Source organism: Phenylobacterium sp. (assembly GCF_030693805.1).
In the GTDB taxonomy this organism is placed as follows: domain Bacteria; phylum Pseudomonadota; class Alphaproteobacteria; order Caulobacterales; family Caulobacteraceae; genus Phenylobacterium.
In genome coordinates, this window is the sequence record NZ_JAUXZW010000270.1 from 1 (window position 1) to 16,365 (window position 16,365).

The 16,365-nt window shown below is 67.4% G+C and carries 19 protein-coding genes; 11 read left to right on the forward strand and 8 right to left on the reverse strand.

All coding sequences use genetic code 11. The annotated features are described in order from the left end of the window. A partial coding sequence (locus Q8M88_RS10340; RefSeq protein ID WP_305597076.1) for a DNA repair protein RadA occupies nucleotides 1–921 on the reverse strand: 921 nt, incomplete at its 3' end. A 139-nt stretch (nucleotides 922–1,060) separates the two neighbouring features. On the opposite strand from Q8M88_RS10340, the gene Q8M88_RS10345 reads away from it, so the two are divergent. Further along, entirely contained in the window at nucleotides 1,061–2,266 is a 1,206-nt protein-coding gene (locus Q8M88_RS10345; RefSeq protein WP_305597078.1) for a Yip1 family protein, read from the forward strand. Between the two features lie 12 nt (nucleotides 2,267–2,278). Here the strand turns inward: Q8M88_RS10345 and Q8M88_RS10350 are convergent, their stop codons facing one another. From Q8M88_RS10350 to rpsF, 5 genes are all read right to left on the reverse strand, one after another. After that, nucleotides 2,279–3,769: a replicative DNA helicase gene (locus Q8M88_RS10350; RefSeq protein WP_305597080.1), complete on the reverse strand. Its 1,491-nt coding sequence runs from the start codon at nucleotides 3,767–3,769 to the stop codon at nucleotides 2,279–2,281. Nucleotides 3,770–3,904: 135 nt separating this feature from the next. Continuing rightward, on the reverse strand, nucleotides 3,905–6,331 hold the full coding sequence (locus Q8M88_RS10355) for a TonB-dependent siderophore receptor (protein ID WP_305597082.1): 2,427 nt from the start codon (nucleotides 6,329–6,331) through the stop codon (nucleotides 3,905–3,907). Between the two features lie 158 nt (nucleotides 6,332–6,489). Further along, nucleotides 6,490–7,074, reverse strand: coding sequence for a 50S ribosomal protein L9 (rplI, locus tag Q8M88_RS10360; RefSeq protein WP_305597084.1), 585 nt, complete (start codon nucleotides 7,072–7,074; stop codon nucleotides 6,490–6,492). Between the two features lie 13 nt (nucleotides 7,075–7,087). Then, nucleotides 7,088–7,360 carry a 30S ribosomal protein S18 gene (rpsR, locus tag Q8M88_RS10365; RefSeq protein WP_305597086.1) on the reverse strand — a complete coding sequence of 91 codons (273 nt, stop codon included), beginning with the start codon at nucleotides 7,358–7,360 and terminating at the stop codon, nucleotides 7,088–7,090. Next, complete coding sequence (gene rpsF / locus Q8M88_RS10370) at nucleotides 7,360–7,737, reverse strand: 30S ribosomal protein S6 (protein WP_305597088.1); 378 nt, start codon at nucleotides 7,735–7,737, stop codon at nucleotides 7,360–7,362. Before rpsF ends, rpsR begins: the two co-directional genes overlap by 1 nt. A 277-nt stretch (nucleotides 7,738–8,014) precedes the next feature. Here rpsF and Q8M88_RS10375 point away from each other — a divergent pair, with 277 nt between their 5' ends. Continuing rightward, complete coding sequence (locus tag Q8M88_RS10375; RefSeq protein WP_305597090.1) at nucleotides 8,015–8,593, forward strand: DUF2059 domain-containing protein; 579 nt, start codon at nucleotides 8,015–8,017, stop codon at nucleotides 8,591–8,593. A 125-nt stretch (nucleotides 8,594–8,718) separates the two neighbouring features. On the opposite strand, the gene Q8M88_RS10380 is transcribed toward Q8M88_RS10375, so the two are convergent. Further along, the gene (locus Q8M88_RS10380; RefSeq protein ID WP_305597091.1) at nucleotides 8,719–9,261 is read right to left on the reverse strand and encodes a peroxiredoxin; all 543 of its coding nucleotides are present in this window, start codon (nucleotides 9,259–9,261) and stop codon (nucleotides 8,719–8,721) included. A gap of 135 nt (nucleotides 9,262–9,396) precedes the next feature. Between Q8M88_RS10380 and fabD the strand changes: the two genes are divergently transcribed. The 9 genes from fabD (at nucleotide 9,397) to Q8M88_RS17725 (ending at nucleotide 16,066) form a co-directional block, all read left to right on the forward strand. Next, complete coding sequence (gene fabD / locus Q8M88_RS10385; RefSeq protein ID WP_305597092.1) at nucleotides 9,397–10,341, forward strand: ACP S-malonyltransferase; 945 nt, start codon at nucleotides 9,397–9,399, stop codon at nucleotides 10,339–10,341. A gap of 1 nt (nucleotide 10,342) precedes the next feature. After that, complete coding sequence (gene fabG / locus Q8M88_RS10390; protein ID WP_305597093.1) at nucleotides 10,343–11,083, forward strand: 3-oxoacyl-[acyl-carrier-protein] reductase; 741 nt, start codon at nucleotides 10,343–10,345, stop codon at nucleotides 11,081–11,083. 152 nt (nucleotides 11,084–11,235) lie between these two features. Next, on the forward strand, nucleotides 11,236–11,475 hold the full coding sequence (locus Q8M88_RS10395) for an acyl carrier protein (RefSeq protein WP_012522113.1): 240 nt from the start codon (nucleotides 11,236–11,238) through the stop codon (nucleotides 11,473–11,475). Between the two features lie 105 nt (nucleotides 11,476–11,580). Next, nucleotides 11,581–12,864 carry a beta-ketoacyl-ACP synthase II gene (fabF, locus tag Q8M88_RS10400; protein ID WP_305597094.1) on the forward strand — a complete coding sequence of 428 codons (1,284 nt, stop codon included), beginning with the start codon at nucleotides 11,581–11,583 and terminating at the stop codon, nucleotides 12,862–12,864. Further along, on the forward strand, nucleotides 12,861–13,142 hold the full coding sequence (locus Q8M88_RS17720; RefSeq protein ID WP_371132667.1) for a hypothetical protein: 282 nt from the start codon (nucleotides 12,861–12,863) through the stop codon (nucleotides 13,140–13,142). The genes fabF and Q8M88_RS17720 overlap by 4 nt, the downstream gene beginning before the upstream one ends. 57 nt (nucleotides 13,143–13,199) lie before the next feature. Further along, entirely contained in the window at nucleotides 13,200–13,916 is a 717-nt protein-coding gene (gene mltG, locus Q8M88_RS10405; protein WP_371132668.1) for an endolytic transglycosylase MltG, read from the forward strand. Beyond that, nucleotides 13,916–14,800, forward strand: a complete 885-nt coding sequence (locus Q8M88_RS10410; RefSeq protein WP_305597095.1) for a YicC/YloC family endoribonuclease — start codon at nucleotides 13,916–13,918, stop codon at nucleotides 14,798–14,800. Before mltG ends, Q8M88_RS10410 begins: the two co-directional genes overlap by 1 nt. Beyond that, entirely contained in the window at nucleotides 14,790–15,431 is a 642-nt protein-coding gene (gmk, locus tag Q8M88_RS10415; protein ID WP_305597096.1) for a guanylate kinase, read from the forward strand. The genes Q8M88_RS10410 and gmk overlap by 11 nt, the downstream gene beginning before the upstream one ends. A 215-nt stretch (nucleotides 15,432–15,646) precedes the next feature. Beyond that, nucleotides 15,647–16,066, forward strand: coding sequence for a GIY-YIG nuclease family protein (locus tag Q8M88_RS17725; protein WP_371132670.1), 420 nt, complete (start codon nucleotides 15,647–15,649; stop codon nucleotides 16,064–16,066). Here the strand turns inward: Q8M88_RS17725 and Q8M88_RS10425 are convergent. Further along, nucleotides 15,971–16,365 (reverse strand): amidohydrolase family protein (locus Q8M88_RS10425; RefSeq protein WP_305597097.1); only part of this gene is annotated, 395 nt, incomplete at its 5' end. The two genes, Q8M88_RS17725 and Q8M88_RS10425, sit on opposite strands and share 96 nt — an antisense overlap.

Genomic DNA, 16,365 nt, shown 5'->3' on the forward strand with positions numbered 1-16,365 from the left:
CACCAGCACCGGGCGCGATCCCTCGACGCCTGCGAACACGGCTGCGCCCGCCGCGCGCTCTCCGGACGTGTTGAGGAACAGGGCTGATGGATTGGCCACTTCGGCGAGTCCCGATTCGCCCATCTCGAAGACGCCGATCTCGTCGGTGGCGCCGAAACGGTTCTTGGCCCCACGCAGCACGCGGAACGGATAGCCACGCTCGCCCTCGAACGACAGCACCGCATCGACCATGTGTTCGATCACCCGGGGGCCGGCGATGGTCCCTTCCTTGGTGACGTGGCCGACGAGGATCACCGCGACCCCGCGCTTCTTGGCCAGCCTGACCAGTTCGCCGGCCGCGGCGCGCACCTGTGTGACGGAGCCCGGACCCGCCTCGTGGGCGTCGCTCCACATGGTCTGGATCGAATCGATGACCACCAGATCGAAATGCTCGCGCTTCAATCCGTCCAGGATCTCGCGCAGCGAGGTCTCCGCCGCCAGCTTCACCGGCGCATCGGCCAGGCCCATGCGATGGGCGCGGGCGCGAACCTGCTCCACCGCCTCTTCGCCGGAGATGTAGGCGCACTTCGAGCCGCGCCGAGACGCCTCTGCTGCGACCTGCAACAACAGGGTGGATTTGCCGACGCCCGGGTCGCCGCCAAGCAAGATCGCAGAACCGGGCACCACGCCGCCGCCGCACACGCGGTCGAACTCCTCCACGCCCGTGGCGATCCGCTTGGCCGGCGCGGCGTCATGGTCCAGCGTCTCGAAGGCCAGGCCGCGCACGCGGGTCGCGCGACTGGGCGCCAGCGCGCCAGGCGGGCGGCCTTGGGTCTCCTCGACGAGGCTGTTCCAGGCGTTGCAGGCCGGGCACTGGCCCGACCACTTGGCCTGGCTCGCGCCGCAGGACTGGCAAACGTAGACGGCGCCGTCGCGGGCCATGTGCTCTCCCTGATTCGCAAGTGAACGCCCAGTGTAACGGCGTCCGAAGCCCTCGTCTGCGAGGGGAGGGACGGCGCTCTGTCGCAGCGGCCGCGGTTCAGCTAGGCTTTGGGCTTCAATCGATGCAGGAGAGGCCGCAATGAGCGTCGTGGAACCGGGATCGACAGGTGGGAACCTGCTCGCGCGGATCAAGAGCCTACTCACCCAGCCGACGGCGACCTGGCAGGTGATCGACGTCGAACCGGCGACTGTCGGCGGCCTCTACAAAAGCTGGGTGATCCCGCTGGCCGCGATCCCCGCCGTCTGCGGCTTCATTGGCATGGTGGTGTTCGGCGTCAGCGTACTAGGCTTCAGCTACAAGCCCTCGATCCCCAGCGCCCTGACCAGCGCGATCGTGCAATACGCGCTCAGCCTGGCGGGCGTCTACATCACCGCCCTGGTCATCGATGCGCTCGCGCCTACCTTCGGTGGGACCAAGAACCAGGTCCAGGCCTTCAAGCTCGTGGCGTATGCGTCAGTGGCGGCGTGGATCAGCGGCGTGTTCCAGTTGGTTCCAGCCCTGGGCATCCTGGTGATACCGGGCGCCCTGTACAGCCTCTTCCTGCTGTACAAGGGCCTTCCCATCCTGATGAAGACGCCGGAAGACAAGGCGCTGCCCTACACGGTCCTCATGGTGATCGTCGCCGCGGTCGTGAATATCGTTGTGATGTCGATCGCCGGTGCAGCGATGAACATGGCTGGCGGCGGGGCCGCCGGCGCGATGTCCAGAAACGCCGGAGCGGGTGTGTTGACGACGCCTGGCGGCGGCTCGGTCGACCTGGGTAAGCTCGAAGCCGCATCGAAACAGATGGAGGCCGCGGCCAAGCAGATGCAGACAGGCGGCGACGGTGGTGCAAGCGTCGCCATGGCCGATCCGGGCGTGCTGAAGGGCTTCCTGCCGGCCTCGGTCGCCGGCTACGCGCTGGAGTCCAGCTCATCGGCCAGCGGCGGGGCGGGCGGGATGACCACCTCGTCGGCCAAGGCGCTCTACAAGAAGGGTGACGCCCAGATCACCGTGACCGTCACCGACATGGGTGCGGCGGGCGCTCTGGCCGCCATGGCGGGCGCGTTCAACGTGCACTCCTCCAGTGAGGAGAACGGCCGCTATGAGAAGCTCGGCAAGGTCGACGGGCGCACGACCATGGAGGAGTACGACCGCAACTCCGGCCACGGCGAGTACAGCGTCTTCGCCGGCGACCGCTTCATGATCCAGGCTGAAGGCGAGAAGGCGTCGGTGGATGAACTCAAGGCCGCGGTCGCCGCGGTCGGGCCCGGCCGGCTCGAAAAGCTCGCGCCGAAGGGGTAGGTCGCCGACCGCTCAGCGTGGATCGTAGCGGCCGTCGCGGGCGAGATTGCCGAATTTGGTGATGTCCTCGTTGAACGACAGCTTGACGTTGCCGATCGGGCCGTGGCGCTGCTTGCCGATGATCACCTCGGCCAGGCCCCGGACCTGGTCCATCTGCTCCTGCCACTTGAAGTGCTCTTCGGTGCCCTCGCGCGGCTCCAGCCGGCTCAGGTAGTAGCTCTCGCGGTAGATGAACATGACCATGTCCGCGTCCTGCTCGATCGAGCCGGATTCTCGCAGGTCGGAGAGCTGAGGCTTCTTGTCCTCGCGGTTCTCCACCTGGCGGGAGAGCTGCGACAGCGCGATCACCGGGATCGACAGTTCCTTGGCCAGGGCCTTGAGGCCCTGGGTGATCATGCTCACCTCCTGCACCCGGTTGTCCGAGCGGCTGCCTTCGCCGGCGGTGATCAGCTGCAGGTAGTCGACGATCAGCAGGTCGAGGCCGACCATGCGCTTCAGCCGCCGCGCGCGGGCGGCCAGCTTCGACATGCTGATGCCGCCGGTGGCGTCGATGTAGAGCGGCGCGTCCTGGATCTCGATAGAGGCGTCACGTACGCGGCCGAATTCCGAGGCGTCGATCTCGCCCTTGCGCAGGCGGTCGCCGGAAACGCCCGAGACTTCCGCCAGCAGGCGCATGGCCAACTGCTCAGCCGCCATTTCCAGGGAGAAGAACGCCACCACCCCGCCGGAGACGGTCTTGCGTGACCCGTCCGGCTGCGGCTCCCACGCGTAGTTGCGAGCGACGTCGAAGGCGATGTTACAGGCCAGCGACGACTTTCCCATGGAGGGACGTGCGGCCAGGATCACCAGGTCGGAAGGGTGCAGCCCGCCGATCTTCTGGTCGAGGTCGATCAGGCCGGTGGAGACGCCGGCCAGTCCCCCGTCGCGACTATGGGCCTCAGCGGCCATGGCGACGGCGCCGCGCAGGGCGTCGGCGAACGGGACGAAGCCCTGGCTCACGCCGCCGGTCTCGGCCAACTGGAACAGTTGCTGCTCGGCGGACTCGATCTGGTCGCGGGCTGAACGATCCGCGTCGGCGTGGGCGGCGTCGGCGGCGATCTCGCCGCCGATGCGGATCAGGTCGCGGCGCAGCGCCGCGTCATAGACGACACGGGCGTAGTCGGGCGCGTTGGCCGATGGCGGAGCGCGGTCCACCAGGTCGGCCAGGTAGCGGACGCCGCCCATTTCCTCGAACGCGGGATCGCGCGAGAACTGCTCGACCATCAGGATCGGCTCAGCGAGCTGACCCTTGCGGATGTAGGTGGCGATGGCGGTGAACAGCCGCTGATGCAGCGGCTCGTAGAAGTGGGCGGCCTGCAGGAAGTCGCCGATCCGCTCGAAGGCGGCGTTGTCGTACAGCAGCACGCCCAGCAGCGCCTGCTCGGCCTCCAGGTTGGCCGGCACGTGCGCGATCGTCGGGTCGTTGCGGACCGGACGCAGGTCTAGGGCAGGAACGATCGCCATTGGTTACTGATAGTTTAGGAAGCGCGCCGGCGCGATGCGGCATGTGGATTCACCCACATGACTCCACGGCCTGTGGACGATCCGCCGGTGCAAGGCGGCGGCGCGAAGGACCGATCCTCCGCGCCGCTCCAAACCTTACCAGTTGTAGCTCACGCGCCCATACAGGAAGCGGCCGTTGAAGCCGAACGGCGAGTAGGCGGGGAAGCCGATCGAGCCCGTCGCGCCGTTGATCGAGCCGGGCGTATAGACCGGGTATTCATCGAGGAGGTTGTTGGCCCCCAACGCGATGCCGACGCCCATCGGGAAGGTGTATCGCGCCTCGAGATCCACCAGCGTGGCGTCGCCGGTGTTCTGGTCCGACCCCAGCGCGTTCTGCGGCAGCAGCACGCTGTCATAGTTGGTGATCTTGGCGTTCAGACCGAAGTCGGCCAGCGTCCAGTCGGCCGAGAGCACGATCTTGCGCTCCGGCGTACCCTGTTCGAAGGTCAGGCGCGCCTGGCGGTCGAACAGAACGGTCGTCGTGGGCAGGGCGGCGACGGCCGGCAGGGGCGGGGTCTTGGTGATCTCGGTGTCGTTGAAGTTCGCTGCGGCCGTGAGGTCGAGGCGGCTTTCGCCGAGGTCCATCTTGTAGCGCGCCACCACGTCGATGCCCTTGGTGGTGGAATCGACGCCGTTGATGAAGAAGCGCGCGGCGGTCAGGCCCTCCGGCGCCAGGATCGCGGCGATGGCTGCGGCCGTGGCGGCCGGCGTGCCGGCGTTGGGCAGGTTCTCCGACAGGACTATGCGGTTCTCGAGGTCGATCTGATAGGCGTCGATCGTCAGCTCGAAGGCGCCCGCGCGATAGACCGCGCCGACCGAGTAGTTGATCGCTGTTTCCGGCTCCAGAGGCTTGGCCCCCAGGGCCCGGGCGATCGGATTGGAGACCGGCAGGGTGCCGACCTCGACCAGCTGGAAGGTGCCGTTCACCAGGGTGTTGTTGGTGGCGTTGTAGGTGAAGTACTGCTGCTGCAGGGCCGGGGCCTTGAAGCCGCTGGACACCGAGCCGCGCAGGGCGAACTCAGGCGTGAAGTCGTAGCGGGCCGACAGCTTGCCGGTCGCCTTGGAGCCGAAGTCCGAATAGTCCTCGTAGCGGGCGGCGACATCGAAGCCGAAGGCCTCGGTCAGCTTGCCTTCCAGGTCGACGTAGGCGCTCCAGTTGTTGCGGTCGACGTCGGTGACGTTGACCGGCTTGAAGCCCGGGAAGCCCTGGGCGCCGGGCGCCTTGGTCTTGTCGGGACCGAAGATGTAGGAATTGACCTCGCCTGCGTCGATCTGGAACGACTCGCGGCGGTACTCCAGGCCGAACGCGGTGTTCAGCGGGCTGATAAGCCCCACCTCGAAGGGCTTGGAAACGTTCAGGTTCACCAGCCACTGGTCATAGCTGAGCTTGCCCGAGTAGAAGTTCGTCGGAGAGGTTGCGCCCAGCGACGTGTTGATGGTGTCGACGGTGCGGTACTCGATCTCGTTCTTGCCGTAGCTGGTTCCCAGGTCGACCTTGAAGCCGGCCAGTTCGCCGCGCACGCCGCCCTGGACGTTGTAGTCCTCGATCTTGGCTTTGATCTTCGGCAGATAGCCCAGCGGATAGACCGCAATGATGTTTCGCGTGGCGTCGGTGTAGGGCCGCGCGGTGGCCCCCGAGGTCGAGTCCCGGTGCTGGTAGCCGCCGTAGCCATACAGCTCCCAGACGTCGTTCAGCGGCAGGCCGGCGTTGGCGTAAATCGCGTAGCTGTCGAGCTTCGGATCGCCGTAGCGGCCGATGACGTTGCCGGCCAGCAGCGGCAGGGCGGCGGGGTTGCTGAAGTCCGAACGGTTGGTCGGGTGGCGCAGCAGATACTCGCCGGAGATCGTCAGGAAGCCGTCTTCGCCCAGCGGCAGGCCCTGCCAGGCGGACACCGACTCAGTGAGGCCGTCGGAGGCGTCGCGTTCGCCGCGCGAGGTCTTGAAGGTGGTGTTGTAGAGGCCGTAGCTCAGGGTCACGCCGCCGCCGGTGCGGGCTTCACGCAGGCGCAGGTTGATCACGCCGGCGATGGCGTCGGATCCGTACTGGGCGGCCGCGCCGTCGCGCAGCACTTCCACTTGGGAGAGCGCCACCGTCGGAATGGTGTTGAGGTCAAAGGCGGCCGCGCCGCGACCGATGCTGGTGTTGACGTTGATCAGCGCCGAGGTGTGGCCGCGCATGCCATTGACCAGCACCAGGGTCTGGTCAGGCTGAAGTCCGCGCAGGACGGCCGGGCGCACGCTGTCGGTGCCGTCGGAGATCGCCGGGCGCGGGAAATCCAGGGCCGGCGTGAGATTGGCCAGCGCCTGGGCGAGTTCGGCGCCGTTGCCCTGGCGGGCCAATTGATCCGTGCCCAGCACGTCAACGGGCGCCAAGGTCTCGAGGCGCGAGCGACCGGCGACGCGGGTGCCGGTGACGACGATTTCTTCGACTTCGCTTTCGGCGGTGGCGGGTTGGGCGGCGGCCGAACCGGCCCAGAGCGCCGCGACCGAAGCCGCGGCGAGCAGTGCTGCACGTTGATGCATGAATGGATCCCAAGGGCCGCGCGTGGGGAGTCCAGCGGCCGTTGGTGACAATTTAGGTTACATTGCTGCAGTGCGGCGTAACGTATTTGCAACAGCGAATACAAAAACGGCGCGGATCTTGGGACCCGCGCCGCCTGCAAGCTTGGCTATAGCCAGCTCTAGTGTTCGTCGTAGTCGCCGGCCTGGGAGCCTGCGCCGCCGTCGAGAAGATCAGCCGCCGCTTCTTCCGCGGACAGGCGGTCTTCCTCGAACTGCGAGCTGATAATGTTCTCACCGCGGGCTTGACGCTCGGCTTCATCGGCGGAGCGCGCGATGTTGAGCGTCACCGTGACGGTCACTTCGGGGTGAAGACGGATCTTCACCTCGTGCATGCCCAGGGTCTTGATCGGCTTGTCGAGCACCACGAGCGAACGCTCGACCCGGCCGCCTTCAGCGGTGATCGCGTCGACGACGTCACGGGCGGCGACCGAACCGTAGAGCTGGCCGCTTTCGCCCGCCTGACGGATCAGGATGTAGGACGACCCGTCCAGCTTCTCGCCGCTCTTGCCGGCGGCCTCGCGGGCCTTGGCGTTGCGCGCCTCGATCTCGGCGCGCTGGGCCTCGAACGCCTTCAGGCTGGCGTTGTTGGCGCGCAGGGCCTTGGCGCGGGGCAGCAGGTAGTTGCGGGCGTAACCGTCCTTGACGGTGACGATGTCGCCGAGGCTGCCCCAGCCTTCGACGCGTTCGAGCAGAATGACTTTCATCGGGGTCGCTCCCTTACTTCACGACATAGGGGAGCAACGCCAGGAAGCGGGCGCGCTTGATGGCCTTGGCCAGCTCACGTTGCTTCTTGGCGGAGACCGCAGTGATGCGCGACGGCACGATCTTGCCGCGCTCGGAGACGTAACGCTGCAGGAGCTTCACGTCCTTGTAGTCGATCTTCGGGGCGTTGGCGCCGGAGAACGGGCACACCTTGCGGCGGCGGAAGAACGGGCGACGGGCGCTGGTCGAGGCGCCGGGCGCCGCGGTGGTGACGGTTTCGTCGGTCATCAGAAGCCTCCGTCTTTGGCGGGGAAGTCGTCGCTGCGGCGTTCGCGATCACGGTCGCGGCGCGCCAGCACGGGCGAGAGCTCCAAGTCGAGCTCCTCGACGCGCACGGTCATGAAGCGCAGCACGTCTTCATTGAGCGAGAGCTGACGCTCCATCTCCTTGACGGCGTCGGACGGCGCGTCGATGGCCAGCAGCGAGTAGTGGCCCTTGCGGTTCTTCTTGATGCGGTAGGTGAGGTTGCGCAGGCCCCAGTACTCGATCTTGGCGACGGATCCGCCGCCTTGCTCGATCAAGCCCTTCATCGTGTCGTTGAGCGCTTCGGCCTGTTGCGGCGAGATATCCTGCCGCGAAATGACCACGTGTTCGTAGAACGCCATATGTTCCTTCTTCCCATACGGAGAGCGGCGCGCGCGACGGCGGAAGGACCGTTGGTTGCGATGGATCTCATTGTCGCGGCGGTCGGGATGGTCCCGACCCATTGGTGTTCCGTGACGAGACCGCCATCCATTGAAGAGGCGGGGCATTACGGGAAAAGCGCCCTCAGGGCAAGTCGCGAGCAAGTCCAGGGCGCCCACAAGCTTTGCAACGCTTCGGGCTTGCCAAGAGACGGCGAGGTGGCGCAGTTATCCCAAATCGGCACACTCGGGGAATCGGATGCTGAGACGAGCGCGGATCGGCCTGGCGACGGCCGCCATGGGGACGATCCTCTACGCAGCGGCGCCCAGCCTGGCGGGTGAGACGACGGCGACCAAGGCGCCGGGCGTAGACGCGAGCGCCACGGCCGGTCAGGCTCAGCCCAGCGCACGTTCTTTGGACCTCACCCGGCGCTACTTCCTGGCCATGCACATGGATCGCACCATGCACGCGACGATCCGCGCCATGGCCCCGGTGGTGGTCGAGCGGATGGCCAAGGCAAACCCCGCCATGACGCCGGCCCAGCGCCAGGCGATCGTCGACGTGGCCGGTGAATCCAGCCAGGCGATGGTCGCGCGGATGATGGACAGGCTGACGCCGATCTTCGCCACCACCTTCACCGAAAAGGAGCTGGAAGATCTGGTCGCCTTCTACGAAAGCCCGACTGGCCAGGCCCTGGTCGCCAAGTCTCCGACCTTTTCGGCCAAGATGGCGCCGGCGATGAAGGAACTGATGCCGACCATGAAGGCGGACATGGAGACGCGCCTTTGCGCGCGCCTCACCTGCGCCCCGAAGACCGCCTCCGCCGGCGATTCTTAGGGTCGGCGTCAGCCATCGCCGCTCATCCCGACGAAAGTCGGGACCCAAGCGGACGATCCGCATGCAAATCGTAAATCAGCATGGGCCCCGGCTTTCGCGAGGGTGATCGGGAAGAGGGCGCTCGCCTATTTCTTCTTCGCGCGCCATTCCTTGACGGCGGCGAGGGTTTCTTCGACGTGCTTGTCGGGGGACATCGCCGAATAGGCGTGCAGCACCGTGCCGTTGGGCGCGATCACGTAGGACGTGCGGCTGGAGATCGGCGCCATCGGTCCGAGCACGGCGTCGTAGCTGTTGGCCACTTTCAGGCCCACGTCGGCGGCGACCGGGAACTTGCCGCCGCAGTGCTCCGTCTCCTTCGAGAAGTCCGCCAGTTCGTCGACCTTGCCGGCGGTGACGCCGACGATGGAGGCGCCTTGCGCCTTGAATTCACCGGCGGCTTCCGAGAACAGATGCGCCTCGAGGTTGCAGCCCTTGGTGTGTGCGGCCGGGAAGAAATACAGCACCACCGGACCCTTCTTCAGGGCGTCGGAGAGTTTGTAGGTGAACGGCTCCCCAGCCAGGTAGGCGGGCGCGCTGAAATCGGGGGCCTTTGCGCCGGCCTTGAGCGCCGCGAAGGCGGGCGAGACGGCGAGGGTGGCCAGGACTGCGGCGGCGGCGAGGCGTTTCATGGACTTCTCCCGGAAGGCTTTCGTCCAGTATGCGCCCGCCGTCCTGGTGGACGCCAGCGCGCAGCGCATGTCCGCCGTCTTGCCCGCGCCGGCCATATCCCCTAACCCTCGCCGCGGATTCGAAGGGAGCCGCCCATGAGCCTCGCATTCCTGTTCCCCGGACAGGGCAGTCAGAGCATCGGCATGGGCGCGGACCTGGCCGAAGCGTTCGCCGCCGCTCGCGAGGTCTTCCAGGAGGTTGACGACGCACTGGGCCAGAAGCTGTCGAAGCTCATGCGCGAAGGCCCCGAAGACGAGTTGACCCTGACCGAGAACGCCCAGCCCGCCCTGATGGCCGTGAGCCTGGCTGTGACTCGCACGCTTGAGCGCGAGTTCGGCGTCGCCATCGAGCGGGCGGCGTTTGTCGCCGGCCATAGCCTGGGCGAATACTCCGCGCTCGCCGCGGCCGGCGCCATCAGCCTGGCCGACACCGCCCGGCTGCTGAAGCTGCGGGGGCAGGCGATGCAGCGGGCCGTGCCGGTGGGCGCGGGCGCGATGGCCTCGCTGATCGGCCCCAAGACCGACGTCGCCTTGGCCGAGGAGGCTGCGGCCGCCGGCGCCGCGGTCGGCGTCTGTGTGGTCGCCAACGACAATAACCAGGGCAATGTGGTGATCTCCGGCGACAAGGTCGCGGTCGATGTGGCGATCGAGAAGGCCAAGACGCTGGGCGCACGCGCGATCCCGCTGAACGTCTCGGCCCCTTTCCACTGCCCTTTGATGCAGCCGGCGGCCGACGAGATGGCGGAAGCGCTGGGGCGCGCGACCATCATCGCCCCGCGAGCGCCTCTCGTCGCCAACATCACCGCGCGTCCGACCCACGACGCCGACGAGATCCGCCGCCTGCTGGTGGAGCAGGTGACGGGGCGCGTGCGCTGGCGCGAGAGCATGTTGTGGCTGACGTCGCAGGGCGGCGTCACCCGTTTCGCCGAAGCCGGCGCCGGCAAGGTGCTGTCTGGCATGGCCAAGCGCATCGCGCCCGACGCCGAGGCCACTCCCCTGAACACGCCCGCCGACCTAGACGCCTTCGCCAAGAGCCTCTGACATGTTCGACCTGACTGGAAAGACCGCGCTGGTCACCGGCGCGACCGGCGGCATCGGGGCCGAAATCGCCCGCGCCCTGCATGCCCAAGGGGCGTCGGTGGTGCTGTCGGGCACCCGTGAGCCGGTGCTTCAGGCGCTGGCCGCCGAACTCGGCGAACGCGCCAGCGTCGCGGCCGCGGACCTTTCGGATTCGGCCGCGGTCGACGGACTGCTGGAGGCCGCCGAGGCGGCCGCCGGCGCGCCCATCGACATCCTCGTGGCGAACGCCGGAATCACCCGCGACGGCTTGCTGTTGCGCATGAAGGACGCCGACTGGGAGACCGTACTCAAGGTCAACCTGGAGAGCTATTTCCGGCTGTCGCGCGCGGCGTTGCGCGGGATGATGAAGCGGCGCTCCGGCCGGATCATCGGCATCACCTCGATCGTGGGCGTCACCGGCAATCCGGGCCAGGCCAACTATGCGGCGTCGAAAGCCGGAATGATCGGCTTTTCCAAGGCCTTGGCGCAGGAAGTCGCGACGCGCGGCATCACCGTGAACTGCGTTGCGCCCGGCTTCATCGAGAGTCCGATGACCCAGGCGCTGAACGAACAGCAGCGTGCGCAGATCCTGACGACCATCCCAGCGGCGCGGCTCGGCGAGGGCCGCGAAATCGCCGCAGCTTGCGTCTATCTCGCCAGTGACGAAGCGGCCTACATGACCGGCCAGACCCTGCACGTGAACGGCGGAATGGCGATGATTTAAGGCGGCCCGCCATCGGCTGGCATCGTATAAAGGAACATGCTACGCGGCTTTCGAACCTGTGTAGCGACAAGTCTTTAACCAACGATCCCACGCGGTTGACAACCCGTCAGCCGCATCGGATGGATTTAGCGAATAACGAGGGACTAAACCTGATGTCCGACGTCCTAGAGCGCGTGCGCAAGATCGTGATCGAGCACCTCGACGCCGATCCCGAAAAGGTCACCGAAAAGGCCAGCTTCATCGATGACCTGGGCGCCGACAGCCTCGACAACGTCGAGCTGGTAATGGCCTTCGAGGAAGAGTTCGATATTGAGATTCCGGACGACGCCGCCGAGCATATCCAGACTGTCGGCGACGCCGTGAAGTTCATCCAGGAACGCCTGGGCGCCTGACGCTTTCGACCGCTTCGAGCTTCCGACCGCCGCGTCGCTTAAAGGCCCTTGCGCCGGAAAGCCGCGGCGGTCTTCGTATGGGCCGATCAAGAGCTGGGAGATTCCATGCGTCGAGTCGTTGTCACCGGGATCGGCCTGCTCACCCCGTTGGGACAGGGGACCGAACTGTCTTGGCAGGCGATCCTGGCCGGCAAGTCCGGCGCCGGGCGGGTCACCACCTTCGATCCCACGGACTACGCGTGTCAGGTCGCCTGCGAGGTGCCTCGCGTTGACGGGCGCGGCGGCGGCGGACCCGATGTACCGGGCAGCTTCGACCCCGATGCGACGCTGTCGCCCAAGGACCAGCGCCGCGTCGACGATTTCATCCTCTACGCTATCGCCGCCGCCGACGAGGCGGTGAGGGATTCCGGCTGGCAACCGACCGAGGACGCCGACCGCGAACGCACCGGCGTCATCATCGGCTCCGGCATCGGCGGCCTGGCGACCATCGAGCGCACCTCCATCGAGCTGCACGAGAAGGGCCCGCGCCGGGTCAGCCCGTTCTTCATCCCGTCGGCGCTGATCAACCTGGCCTCCGGCCAGGTGTCGATCCGTCACGGATTCAAGGGACCGAACCACTCGGTGGTCACCGCCTGCGCCACCGGGGCGCACGCGGTCGGCGACGCGGCGCGGCTGATAAAGTACGGCGACGCCGAGGTGATGGTCGCCGGCGGTGCCGAAGCCGCCATCTGCCCGGTCGGCATGGCCGGCTTCATCGCCTGCCGGGCGATGTCGACCAACTTCAACGACGAACCCCAGCGCGCCTCGCGGCCATACGACAAGGACCGCGACGGCTTCGTCATGGGCGAGGGCGCAGGCGTCCTGGTGCTTGAGGAGCTTGAGCACGCCAAGGCGCGCGGCGCTAAGATCTACGCCGAAGTGCTGGGCTATGGACTGGCCGGCGACGCCTACCACATCACCGCCCCGGCCGATGACGGCGACGGCGGCTTCCGCGCCATGCAGGCGGCGATCAAGGACGCCCGCATCGACCCTTCGGACATCGACTACATCAACGCCCACGGCACCTCGACGCCGCTGGGCGACGAGATCGAGTTGGGCGCGGTGACGCGGCTGTTGGGCCAGGCGGCCGGCAAGGTCACCATGTCATCCACCAAATCGGCGACCGGGCACCTGCTGGGCGCGGCCGGCGCCATCGAAGCGGCCTTCGTCTGCCTGGCGATCCGCGATCAGATCGCGCCGCCGACGATCAACCTCGAGAACCCGTCGGTGGAGACTCCGATCGACCTGGCGGCCAACAAGGCCAAGCCGATGTCGATCGAGATCGCCATGTCGAACTCGTTCGGGTTCGGCGGCACCAACGCCTCCGTGGTCTTCAAGAAGTTCTCGTGAGCCGCGGCCCGGCCCGTTCCCGATCCTCTGGCGGCCTCTCGCCGATGCGCCGGCTGGTCATCACGGCGGGTGCGGCCGGCGCCACCCTGGCGGTTCTGGCGCTGCTGCTGCTGGGATGGGCGGCCTGGTCGTACAACGGCCCGGGCCCCAAGGCGAAGGCCGGGGACGAGACGACCGTCATCCTGCGCCGCGGCGCAGGCCTGTCGGAGATCGGGGCGGCGCTGGAGCGCGCCGGCGTGGTGCGCGCCAGCGCCATCTTCCTGGCGTCCGCGCAGTAGACCGGCGCGGCGCGCGAGCTGAAGGCCGGCGAATACAATTTCCCCTCCAAGGCTTCGATGGCGACGGTGCTGGACGACATCCGCAACGGCCGCGTGGTGCGCCACTTCATCACCATCCCTGAGGGCTTCACCGCCGAGATGGTGGCCGAGGCCCTCTCAAGCGAGGCCTCGCTGACCGGCGACGCAGCAACGCCGCCGGAGGGTGCGGTGCTGCCGGACACCTACCAGTTCGAACGGGGCGACGACCGCGCCGCCGTGCTCAAGCGGATGATGGACGCGCGTGACCAGGTGCTGGCTATGCTGTGGGCCAAGCGTCGGCCCGACCTGCCGTTCTCGACTCCCGAACAGGCGATCATCCTGGCCTCGGTCGTCGAGAAGGAAACCGGCGTCGCCAGCGAGCGGCCCCGCGTCGCCGCGGTGTTCGTCAACCGGCTGAAGTCCGGCATGCGGCTCGAGAGTGATCCGACGATCATCTACGGCATCTCTCGCGGCAAGCCGCTGGGCCGCGGGATCCGGCTGTCTGAGCTGACCTCGCCGTCGCCGTACAACACCTACATGATCGACGGCCTGCCGCCGACGGCGATCGCCAATCCCGGACGCGCGGCCATCGCCGCGGTGCTGGACCCGCCGCAGACCAGCGAGCTGTTCTTCGTGGCCGACGGCTCGGGTGGCCACGTCTTCGCCTCGACATACGAGGAACACCGCCGCAACGTCGAGCGCTGGCGCGCACTGGAGAAGGCGCAGCCTGCGCCCGTCGCCAAGGCCAAGCCCTGATGGCCTTGTCGGGGATGACCGGCTTTGGCCGCACCGAGGGCGCCGCGGGCGACTGGAGCTGGGCTGTGGAGGCGCGCTCGGTCAATGGCCGCAATCTCGACGTGCGTTTTCGGGGTCCATCCGGCTTCGAAAGCCTCGAACGGGCCGCACGCGAGGGCGCCCAGAGCCGCTTCCAGCGCGGCCAGCTCACGCTCAACGTTCAGGCCAAACGGGCCGACAGCGGCGCACAGGTGCAGATCAACACCAGCTTGCTGGCGCTCTATGCAGCGGCGGGCGCCGACCTGGTCGCAGCCGGGCGCGCGGAGAAGCCGCGCCTGGACGGCCTGCTGGCCCTGCGGGGCGTGATCGAGGCCGCCGACGCCGTGGATACGCCTGAGGCGCAGGCCGCGCTTGAGGCGGCTATCGCAATCTCGCTGGGCGGCGCCCTGGACGCGCTCGCCATAGCGCGGGGCGAGGAGGGCGCGGCCCTCACGGGCGTGCTCACGGGGCTGGTCGACCGGATCGAGGCGTTGGTCGAGGCGGCGACAGCCCAGGCTGGCGAGCAGCCCCTGGTGCTGAAAGAGCGGTTCGTGCGGCGCATGGCCGAGCTGGTCGGCGATCCGGCCGGCCTGGAGGATCGCATCGCCCAGGAAGCCGCAGCGCTGGCGGTGAAAGCGGACGTGCGCGAGGAACTGGACCGACTGATCGGGCACGTGGCGGCTGCGCGCACGCTGATCGCCAGCGATGGCGCGGCGGGTCGCAGGCTGGATTTCCTGACGCAGGAGTTCATGCGTGAGGCCAATACCCTGTGCTCGAAATCGGCGATGAGCGCGCTCACCGTGATCGGCCTCGACCTGAAGGCGGTGATCGAGCAGTTCCGAGAGCAGGTGCAGAATGTCGAATGAGGCCCATCGCCGGCGCGGCCTGATGCTGCTGATTTCCAGCCCGTCGGGAGCCGGCAAGACCTCGCTCTCGCGCCGACTGGTGGCCGACCATGCAGAACTGGCGCTGTCGATCTCGGCGACCACCCGCCAGCCCCGGCCCGGCGAAGAAAACGGCCGCGAGTACCTTTTCGTCGACCGCGCCGGCTTCGACGCCATGGTCGAGGCCGGTGAGTTCCTGGAGTGGGCCAACGTCCACGAGCATCGCTACGGCAGCCCGCGCACCCCGATCATGGCCGCCCTCGATAATGGTCGGGACGTGCTGTTCGACATCGACTGGCAGGGTGCGGCCCAGATCAACGAGCATGCGCCGGACGACTGCGTGCGGGTGTTCATCCTGCCGCCGTCGATGGCCGACCTGTCGCGGCGGCTGCACGCGCGCGCCCAGGACCATGAAGACGTCATCCAGCGCCGGCTGGGCCGCGCCTATGACGAGATCGCCCAGTGGGGCGTCTACGACTACGTGATCATCAACGAGGACTTCGACCGCGCCTACGCAGAACTGGCGCACATCTACCATGCGGAGCGGCTGCGCCGGGCCCGCAACCCGTGGCTGAAGACCTTCGTCCAGACCTTGCTGGACGAACGGCTGTAGCTCGAGAAGCGGTCCCGGACGAACGGGCTCCATTCTCCGCTCACCCCGGCGAATGCCGGGGCCCAGATCAAACGGCTCTGAAGTGGGTTCACAGGCGTGGTTGGCCTAATCGGTGATCTGCGTTTCTCGACCTGGACCCCGGCATTCGCCGGGGCGAGCGAAGCTGGTTGCGAGGTCTTCGCATCAAGGGCAAGCTGCGCCTTACCCAGGCGCGATTGTTCTACACCTACCTGCTCGCGAGCAAACGGAACGGCACGCTCTACGCCGGTTCCACCGACGATTTGGCGCATCGAATCTGCGAGCACCGAGAGAAAGCAAGGGCCGGCTTCACGGCTCGATACGGCGTCAATGTCCTGGTCTGGTTCGAAGCGCACGAAAGCCGCGAAGCCGCGTTCCGGCGTGAGCGCCGCATCAAGGAATGGCGCCGGTCTTGGAAGTTGCTGTTGATTGAAGACGCCAACCCAACTTGGCGCGATCTACGACGACCTGTTGAACTTGCTCTAAGCGCCTACTCCTCCATGACGCAGTCGGAGGAGGCGCTAGTCCGCCGTGTAGACCACCCGGCCGTCCACCAGGGTCATGCGCACCGCGCCCTGAAGCCTGCGCCCGTCGAATGGCGAGTTCTTGGATTTTGACAGCAGCTTGTCGGCGTCGATCAGCACCGGCGCGTTCAGATCGCACAGCACCAGGTCGGCGGGAGCGCCCTTCGCCAGCCGACCAGCGGATAGTCCGATCAAGTCGGCCGGCGCCTGGGTCACCGTACGGATCAGGTCGATCAGTGGGATGCGGCGGTCATGGTGGAAGGCCAGCAGCGCCGGCAACAGTGTCTGCAGGCCAACCGCGCCGGGCGCGGCCTCGTCATACGGCAGGCGCTTGTCCTCGGCCGGTGCGGGGGCGTGCGCGCTGACCACGATCGGCACCAGGCCGCTGGCCA